Origin of the sequence: Microcystis sp. LEGE 08355, from assembly GCF_015207185.1 — a bacterium.
In the GTDB taxonomy this organism is placed as follows: domain Bacteria; phylum Cyanobacteriota; class Cyanobacteriia; order Cyanobacteriales; family Microcystaceae; genus Microcystis; species Microcystis panniformis.
In genome coordinates this window covers 1-4,194 of sequence record NZ_JADEXI010000412.1, presented here as the reverse complement: position 1 = coordinate 4,194, position 4,194 = coordinate 1, and the positions used below count along the sequence as shown (strand labels likewise).

Below are 4,194 nucleotides of genomic sequence, written 5' to 3'. Positions count from 1 at the left end.
CCCCACACCCCACACCCTATCCCCTATTTCTTTAACCAATGACTGCCCAACTTTTAACCGCTTTAGTGGTATTTGTCCTCGCTTCCTTTGTCGGTTTCGAGGTGATCAATAAAGTTCCTCCCACTCTCCATACACCCCTGATGTCGGGAGCGAATGCAATTTCAGGTATCGCCGTTGTCGGTGCGCTCCTCATCGCCGGAGGCACGGATTGGCACCAATTAACCGTAATTTTAGGGTTAATTGCCGTTATTTTGGCGATGGTTAACGTGGTCGGTGGTTTTGTCGTTACCGATCGAATGCTGCAAATGTTCAAGAAAAAAGAGGCTAAATCATGAATAATGCCCTGATCACAGGTATCGAGTTATCCTATCTACTCGCCGCCATTTTATTTATCATCGGTCTTAAACAATTATCTTCCCCCGCTACCGCTCGTCAAGGCAATTTTCTGGCTGCCATCGGGATGCTAATCGCCGTTATTGCCACCTTAATCAATCAAGAAATCCTCAGCTATGGTTTAATCGCCGTAGCGTTGGTGATTGGTTCAATTATCGGCTTAGTTTCGGCGCAAAAAGTCCCGATGACAGCTATGCCCCAAATGGTGGCGATTTTTAACGGTTTAGGCGGTGCTGCCAGCGCTTTAATTGCCATGGGCGAATACTGGCGGTTACTGCAAAGTGGTGAAAATATTGCCTTTGACTCGATACTGATCGCTATTTTGGGTATATTGATCGGCGGTGTCACTTTTACCGGTAGTGTCCTCGCTTTTGCCAAATTACAGGAATTAATCAGTGGCGCGCCCGTAACTTTTCCTTTCCAGCAACCCTTTAACATTCTCTTGCTACTCACCTTTTTAGGGGGTAGTGTCTATCTCTTTTTCGATCCCACCTCGATCGATGTTTTCCTGACCTTGGTGGCACTTTCCTTAATTTTCGGGGCTTTATTCGTGCTTCCCATCGGCGGCGGCGATATGCCCGTGGTTATCTCCCTCTTAAACTCTTTTTCGGGACTTGCCGCCAGCGTAGTCGGTTTTATCCTGATGAATAGTATGTTGATCATCGCCGGTGCTTTGGTGGGTGCGTCGGGGATTATCCTAACTCAGATTATGTGTAAAGCCATGAATCGATCGCTGGCTAGTGTACTATTTGGGGCATTTGGTACAGGTGCTAGTGCCGGAGGCGAAGCGAGCGCCACTTCTAGCCTTGATAAATCGGTTCATGCGATCGATTCAGAGGAAGGGGCAATGATGCTCGGTTATGCGCGTTCTGTGGTGATTGTACCCGGTTACGGCATGGCAGTGGCCCAAGCACAACACGCAGTGCGAGAATTGGCTGAACAGTTGGAAAAAAATGGCGTTGAGGTTAAATATGCTATTCACCCCGTGGCAGGAAGAATGCCCGGCCACATGAATGTATTATTGGCCGAAGCTAATGTTCCCTATCCGCAACTCTACGATATGGATGATATTAATCCTGAGTTTGAGCGCGTTGATGTGGCGTTAATTATTGGGGCGAATGATGTGGTTAATCCCGCTGCCCGTCACGATAAAGCTAGTCCGATTTATGGAATGCCGATTCTCGACGTGGATAAGGCACAGCACACGATCGTGATTAAGCGCAGTATGCGATCGGGTTTTGCTGGGGTAGAAAATGAATTATTCTACAATCCTAAAACCTTTATGCTCTTTGGTAGCGCTCAAGATGTGGTAGCACAATTAGTATCACAAGTCAAGGATTTGTCATAATTCTTAACAAATAGGACGGGGTGAAAACCCCGTCTTTTTTTTTATCCGATTTTCCAGAGTTTAAAGATAATCCAGAACTAATTCCCCTTTGCTCACTTTTTCGGTAATTAAAGTTCTGACTAACTCTAATTCTTCTAGGGTCACTTTACCATCAGACCTCATAGCTAGGGCGATTCTTTCCCTTTCCCCTTGAGTGATCACGCCATCAACACTAGCCTGTTCGATAATAGCTCGCAACTTTTCTAGTTCCTGTTGTTCTTCGGCGGTTAATTCTGCTTGATTAGGACGAGATATTTCCATAAAAATTTCTCCTTGAGGGATCAACACAAACTTGGTAATTTTTTCTAAGTAGTAGAACCACTGGCAGTTATCCCCAGTCAGCATCAGCAATCAGGGACATTGATTTTAGCAAGAGCTAGACCTTGATTCTTGACAGGGAGCCACTAAACCTCAACAGATGATCGATGATAACTGATAGAGCTTACAGTATAGTGATTAATAGAAGCAATTTGCAAAGAATTATCGAGATAAAGAATGGATATTCGATCGACTGACACCTCGCTCCTTACTTGGACAGGAGATACTTTAGCCCTAGGTTTACCAGAAGGAGCCATCGAGATTGCAGGAGAATTGGCAGAATTAAACGATAAACTAGGGGGAAACCTAGAGGAGATCATCTCCGAGACGGAATTCGAGGGAAAATTAGGCAGCAGTGCGGCGACTCGTCTAGGTGGTGGTCCGATTCGCAAATTAATCCTGGTGGGATTGGGAAAAACTGCCGATTTCGACCTGCAAACCCTGCGTCTAGCGGCCGCTGCCATCGCTCGTCTGGCCAAACAACAAAAAAGCCAAGCTCTGGCCATCAGTTTACCGGTAGTTGGCGATCATTCCGCTACTGCTGGAGCAATCGCAGAAGGGCTGCTGCTGGCCAATCATCAGGATACCCGCTTCAAGTCCACTAAAGAGGAAAAAGGAGTCAAATTAGAAACCGTCGAGTTATTGGGTTTAGGAGAGCAGACATCAGCGATCGCCAAGGCCGAGCAAATCTGTTCCGGAGTGATTTTGGCCAGAGAATTAGTCAATGCTCCCGCTAACACCGTCACCCCCCTGACCATGGCAGAAACCGCCGAGCAAATTGCCGCCGAATACGGATTAAGTCTCAAAATTCTGGAACAGGAAGAATGCGAAAGCTTGGGCATGGGAGCTTTCCTAGGAGTGGCCAAAGCCTCGGATATTCCCCCAAAATTCCTTCATTTAATCTATAAACCCCAAGGAACCCCGAAACGTAAACTAGCAATCGTCGGTAAAAGTTTAACCTTTGATTCCGGCGGTTTGAATATTAAAGGGGCCGGCAGTGGCATCGAAACCATGAAAATGGATATGGGAGGTGGTGCCGCCACCCTAGGCGCAGCCAAGGCGATCGCGCAATTACGGCCAGAAGTGGAAGTACACTTTATCTGTCCGGCTACAGAAAATATGATTAGTGGTCGCGCTATGCACCCCGGGGACATTTTAACCGCTTCTAACGGCAAAACTATTGAAGTTAATAACACCGATGCCGAGGGACGATTAACCCTGGCCGATGCCTTGGTTTTTGCGGAAAAATTAGAGGTGGATGCGATCGTGGATCTAGCCACTTTAACCGGGGCCTGTGTCGTCGCTTTGGGGGAAGATATCGCCGGTTTATGGAGCAGCGATGAGAGTCTCGCTGCTCAAATCCAAGAGGCCGCTAAATTGGCCGGCGAAAAATTCTGGCCAATGCCTCTAGAAGAAAAATATTTCGAGGGGATGAAGTCTCAAATTGCCGATATGAAAAACACCGGCCCGCGTCCCGGCGGTTCCATTACAGCCGCTTTATTTTTGAAGCAATTCATTAATAATACTCCCTGGCTCCACCTAGATATCGCAGGACCCGTCTGGTCCGATAAGGAAAATGGCGTTAATAATTCCGGGGCCACCGGTTTTCCCGTCCGCACTCTAGTTAATTGGGTAATAGCCAATAATTAAGTTATCGGTAAGCAGTAAGCGGTATTAGGTGAGGAGTATTTTCACTGATTACTGATTACTGTTTACTGATTCCTGAAAAATCTGCCCAAACCCTAACCCCTATTCCCTTCACTCTCGAGAAACTTAACTCAGGCTGAGGAAGCCTCAACCAGTTGAAAGCCAAGGGATTGCGCCTTTTTCGAGAGATTGTTGATGACCCGTTGACGATACTGTTGTTCGTAATAATCTGCTCCTAGCTCTTGATAGGATTGTTTGGTCGTCCACAGTTGACATCCTCGCCGCCGTAAAACGGACGGCGATTCCCAAACCTCACGATTTGGGTTTCTGCTTGGGGTCCCGAAGGATTTTTCGCACCTGCCTTAACAGATTTACTCTGTTCTGGTCTTATGGTCGCTCTACAGACTGACACCGCAAGCCCTGCGGCCAAAATATTTTTACTGGCGTTA

The 4,194-nt window shown here is 47.0% G+C and carries 4 protein-coding genes and 1 pseudogene; 3 read left to right on the top strand and 2 right to left on the bottom strand.

The window, feature by feature from the left end; translation table 11 throughout:
* The first annotated feature begins 38 nt into the window (after positions 1-38).
* Both IQ242_RS18120 and IQ242_RS18115 read left to right on the top strand, forming a co-directional pair.
* Positions 39-335 carry an NAD(P) transhydrogenase subunit alpha gene (locus IQ242_RS18120; protein ID WP_002785583.1) on the top strand — a complete coding sequence of 99 codons (297 nt, stop codon included), beginning with the start codon at positions 39-41 and terminating at the stop codon, positions 333-335.
* Positions 332-1,741 carry an NAD(P)(+) transhydrogenase (Re/Si-specific) subunit beta gene (locus IQ242_RS18115; protein WP_008207177.1) on the top strand — a complete coding sequence of 470 codons (1,410 nt, stop codon included), beginning with the start codon at positions 332-334 and terminating at the stop codon, positions 1,739-1,741. Before IQ242_RS18120 ends, IQ242_RS18115 begins: the two co-directional genes overlap by 4 nt.
* 60 nt (positions 1,742-1,801) lie before the next feature.
* On the opposite strand, the gene IQ242_RS18110 is transcribed toward IQ242_RS18115, so the two are convergent.
* Entirely contained in the window at positions 1,802-2,041 is a 240-nt protein-coding gene (locus IQ242_RS18110) for a hypothetical protein (protein WP_002757689.1), read from the bottom strand.
* Between the two features lie 234 nt (positions 2,042-2,275).
* Between IQ242_RS18110 and IQ242_RS18105 the strand changes: the two genes are divergently transcribed.
* Positions 2,276-3,748, top strand: a complete 1,473-nt coding sequence (locus IQ242_RS18105; protein WP_193960931.1) for a leucyl aminopeptidase — start codon at positions 2,276-2,278, stop codon at positions 3,746-3,748.
* A 232-nt stretch (positions 3,749-3,980) separates the two neighbouring features.
* On the opposite strand, the pseudogene IQ242_RS26315 reads toward IQ242_RS18105, so the two are convergent.
* Positions 3,981-4,194: pseudogene (locus IQ242_RS26315) on the bottom strand (hypothetical protein); the annotation flags it as partial.

Coding starts and splice junctions, on each gene's coding strand:
- IQ242_RS18120 (WP_002785583.1), top strand. CDS start 39: ATGACTGCCCAACTTTTAACCGCTTTAGTGGTATTTGTCCTCGCTTCC.
- IQ242_RS18115 (WP_008207177.1), top strand. CDS start 332: ATGAATAATGCCCTGATCACAGGTATCGAGTTATCCTATCTACTCGCC.
- IQ242_RS18110 (WP_002757689.1), bottom strand. CDS start 2,041: ATGGAAATATCTCGTCCTAATCAAGCAGAATTAACCGCCGAAGAACAA.
- IQ242_RS18105 (WP_193960931.1), top strand. CDS start 2,276: ATGGATATTCGATCGACTGACACCTCGCTCCTTACTTGGACAGGAGAT.